At 70.5% G+C, this 4,085-nt stretch carries 3 protein-coding genes; all 3 read right to left on the bottom strand.

Annotation, left to right across the window (positions count from 1 at the left end):
- Positions 1-3: 3 nt before the first annotated feature.
- On the bottom strand, positions 4-1,425 hold the full coding sequence (gene gspE / locus AB7U92_RS23090) for a type II secretion system ATPase GspE (protein WP_428582520.1): 1,422 nt from the start codon (positions 1,423-1,425) through the stop codon (positions 4-6).
- A 13-nt stretch (positions 1,426-1,438) separates the two neighbouring features.
- Positions 1,439-3,634 (bottom strand): type II secretion system secretin GspD, encoded by a 2,196-nt coding sequence (gene gspD / locus AB7U92_RS23085; protein ID WP_428582518.1) that lies wholly within the window; start codon positions 3,632-3,634, stop codon positions 1,439-1,441.
- 2 nt (positions 3,635-3,636) lie between these two features.
- A partial coding sequence (gspN, locus tag AB7U92_RS23080; RefSeq protein ID WP_428582516.1) for a type II secretion system protein N occupies positions 3,637-4,085 on the bottom strand: 449 nt, incomplete at its 5' end.

Raw genomic sequence — 4,085 nt, 5'->3', positions numbered from 1 at the left:
GGCTCACTCGCGCGTCACGCGAAGCACTTCCTCGAGCGAAGTGATGCCCTCGGCGACGAGCCGCTCGCCGTCCTCGCGCATCGAGCGCATGCCGCCTTCCTCGGCGGCCACGAACAGCTGGCTCTCGGCGGCGCGGCTGTGGATCAGCGAGCGCACCTTGTCGTCGGCCACCATCAGCTCGTAGACGCCGGTACGGCCCTTGTATCCGCTCATGCCGCACTCCTTGCAGCCCACCGGATGCCAGCGTCCGAGCTCGTCGCGCTTCTTGCAGTGCGGGCAGAGCTTGCGCACCAGGCGCTGGGCCAGCACACCGAGCAGCGAACTCGACAGCAGGAAGGGTTCGACACCCATGTCGGTCAGGCGAGTCACCGCGCTGGGCGCGTCGTTGGTGTGCAGCGTGGCCAGCACCAGGTGGCCTGTCAGCGACGCCTGGATGGCGATCTGCGCGGTCTCGAAGTCGCGGATCTCGCCGATCATGATCACGTCCGGGTCCTGGCGCAGGATGGCGCGCAGCGCCTTGGCGAAGGTCAGGTCGATCTTCGGGTTGACCTGCGTCTGGCCGATGCCGGCGAGCTCGTACTCGACCGGGTCTTCCACCGTCAGCACGTTGGTGGTGCTGGTGTCGACGCGGCCGAGCGAGGCGTACAGCGTGGTCGTCTTGCCCGAGCCGGTCGGGCCGGTCACCAGCACGATGCCGTGCGGCTGCTGGATCAGATTGTCGAAGCGGGTCAGCACATCGCCGCTCATGCCCAGCGACTCGAGCGTGAACTTCGATTCGCCCTTGTCGAGCAGGCGCAGCACCGCGCGCTCGCCGTGTGCGGACGGAAGCGTGGAGACGCGCACGTCGACCGCCCGCCCGCCGATGCGCAGCGAGATGCGGCCGTCCTGCGGCAGGCGCTTCTCGGCGATGTCGAGCTCGGCCATGATCTTCAGGCGCGAGATCAGCGCGGCGTGCAGCGCCTTGTTCGGCTGCACCACCTCGCGCAGCGTGCCGTCGACGCGGAAGCGCACCGCCGAGCTGCGCTCATAGGGCTCGATGTGGATGTCGCTGGCACCGTCCTTCGCGGCCTGCGTCAGCAGCGCATTGAGCATGCGGATGATCGGCGCATCGTTGGCGGCCTCGAGCAGGTCTTCCACCGCGGGCAGGTCCTGCATCATGCGCGTCAGATCGACGGCGCTCTCCACCTCGCCGACCACGGCCGCCGCGCTCGATTCGCCGCCCGCGTAGGCCGCGGCGATGCGGCTGGCCAGCGAGGGTGCCGCCTCGCGCTCGAGCGCGTCGACGTCGTACAGCCGCAGCACCTCGGACAGCGCCGGCAGCGCCACCGACTCCGGCGCCCACAGCACCAGACGCTCGCCGTCGTCTTCCAGCAGCAGCGTATTCGCCTTCGCGAAGGCGTAGGGCAGGGGATGGCGCGCGCCCATGGCGGTCTCGCTCCTACTGCGCCGGGCCGGAGGCGGCCGGCGCGGCCGAAGCCGGTTGCGACGGAGCCTCCAAAGGCGGCAGCACCGGCGCATCCTTCAGCGGCAGGAAGGGATTGGAGGCCGGCTGCTGCTCCTGCTGGCGGGCGCGGATCAGGTCGTAGCGGTCCAGCGAGAGCTTCGAGGCTGCATCGCCGTCGCGCATGATCGTCGGCTTGAGGAACACCATCAGGTTGCTGCGGTTCTTCTCGCGCTTCTCGCTGCGGAACAGGGCGCCGACCACCGGGATGTCGCCGAGCAGCGGCACCTTGGCCTTGGTGTCGGTGAAGGTCTCGCTGATCAGGCCGCCGAGCACGAGGATCGCGCCGTCGTCGACCACCACGGTCGACTCGATCGAGCGCTTGGTGGTCGACGGGCCCGCGTTGCTGGTGCCGGCCGCGGTGGTTTCCTTCACCGCCGACTGCTCCTGGTAGATCGTCATGCGCACCGTGCCGCCTTCGCCGATCTGCGGCTTGATGCGCAGCGTGATGCCGACGTCCTTGCGCTCGATCGTCTGGAACGGGCTGGTGGTGGCGGTGCCGGTGTTGGTGAACTGGCCGGTGATGAACGGCACGTTCTCGCCGACGACGATCTTCGCCTCCTCGTTGTCCAGCGTGATCAGGTTCGGCGTCGAGACGATGTTGGTGTTGGCCTGCGTCTGCAGCGCACGTGCCAGCGCCGCCAGCGCGTAGGTGCCGCCGTAGTTGCGGATCAGCGCGATGTTGATGCCGTCGCCGGGCAGCGTGGTGCCCGAGCCGGCGCCGGTCTGCGACAGCGAGATGATGCTGGGCCCGCCCACCGAGGCGCTGGTGCCGGCGAACAGGCCGTATTTGTCGCCGCTGTTGCCGAGCAGCCCCTGCCACTGGAAGCCGAAGTCGGCGGCGTTGTCGCCGGAGATCTCGACGATCATGCTCTCGATGTAGACCTGCGCGCGGCGCGAGTCGAGCTGGTCGATCATCGCGCGCACCTGGCGGTACAGCGGCTCGGCGGCGGTGATGATCAGCGAGTTGGTCGACGGGTCGGCCTGGATGAAGCCGCCGGTCGAGGGCCCGGCGCCGGCGCTGACCGGTGAGGTGGCCTGGATCGAGGCACCGCCGGCCGCACCGGCCGGTTGTGCCACCTGGGCGGCGGGCGCCGCCGTGCCGGCCACGCCGGTGCTGGCGCCGCCGCCGGCTGTGCCGGTGGTGGCAAAGGCAGCGCGCAGCACCTGCGCGAGCTTGGTGGCATCGGCGTTCTTCAGGTGCACCACCCACACGTTGCCGGCGGCGGCCGAGCCTTGCAGCGGCTGGTCGAGCCGCTCGACCAGCGAGCGGATGCTGGCCATGCGCGCCGGGCTGCCGGCCTTGACCAGCAGGCTGTTGTTTCTCGAGTCGGCGATCACCGAGCTGTTGGCGCCGCCGGTGGCCACCGGCGCGCCGGGCACCGCTACGGCGCCGGAAGAGTCGGCCAGCCGCTGCACGATCGGCGCCAGGTCGGCCGCCACCGCATGGCGCAGCGGGATCACCTCGACCTCACCCGCCGCCGGCGTGTCCATCGCCGCGATGATCTTGGCGATGCGCTGCAGGTTGTCGGCGTAGTCAGTGATGACCAGCGAGTTGTTGCCCGGGTTGGCGTTGATGGTGTTGTTCGGGCTGATCAGCGGGCGCAGCACCGGCACCAGGTTGTTGGCGTTCTCGTGGTTGAGCTTGAAGATCTGGGTGAGGATCTGGTCGCCGCGGCGGCCGGTCTCGCCCACCGCCACGGTGCCGCTCTGCAGCTTGGCGTCGGCCTCGGGCACCACCTTGAACAGGCCGCCGACCTCGACCACCGTGAAGCCCAGGCCGCGCAGCGCGGCCAGGAAATTCAGGTAGGCCTCGCGCGGCGTGATCGGCTGCTCGCTGAACAGCGTGATCTGGCCCTTGACGCGCGGGTCGACGACGAACTGCTGCTTGAGGATCGCGCCCATCGCGCGAGACACCGCCTCGATGTCGGCGTTGACGAAGTTCAGCGTCACCGGCTCACCGCCGGCGAAGCGGCCACGCTGCGCGGGCGGCTTGGCGGCCTGCTGTGCTTGCGCCTGGGGCGTCTGCGCGAGCGCGCCGGCCGGCGGCAGCAGCGCGGCGCCGAGCATCGCTGCCGCCAGCGTCGCCGGGCCGCGGCGCTTCGAGGGGCGCAGGGAAGGATGTGGCTTCATGGTCATCCGATCGAAATGACGGACCGGGCGCCGTCGCGCCGCCCGATGATGTTCAGCAGGTTGGCCAGCGGCGCTTCTTCGCCGGGCGCTGCGCGCGCCTCGCCGCGAAAGCGCACGCCGCCCGGCCCGAGCGTGCCGTTTCCGCTAAGCTGCAACGCGCCCTGCTGGGTCGACAGCGTGATCTGCGAGGCGCCGCTGCCGGAGGCATCGCCCGCGAGGATCAGGCGGTAGCTGCCGAGCGTCTCCAGCGTGGAGACGCGCGAGGACACGTCGATGAGGTCGAGTTCGGCGCTGCCCGCCAGGCGCCAGCGGCCCTGCACGGTCTCGACGCTGAGCCCGGGCGAGGACAGGCGGATGCTGCCGCCCATCTGCATGGTGTTCCAGGGCGTGCCCAGGCCGGCCAGCCAGGCGGTCGGCCACTGGCCGACCCAGCCGGGGCTGGGCGCCAGCG

The organism is Piscinibacter sp. (assembly GCF_050175855.1).
Lineage (GTDB): Bacteria > Pseudomonadota > Gammaproteobacteria > Burkholderiales > Burkholderiaceae_C > Piscinibacter.
Note: the sequence above shows the minus strand (reverse complement) of the source record. Positions and strands in the feature narration are given on the sequence as shown.

Bases quoted from the DNA above. Each gene is read 5' to 3' on its own strand.
- gspD (WP_428582518.1), bottom strand. From the start codon at position 3,634: ATGAAGCCACATCCTTCCCTGCGCCCCTCGAAGCGCCGCGGCCCGGCG.
- gspE (WP_428582520.1), bottom strand. From the start codon at position 1,425: ATGGGCGCGCGCCATCCCCTGCCCTACGCCTTCGCGAAGGCGAATACG.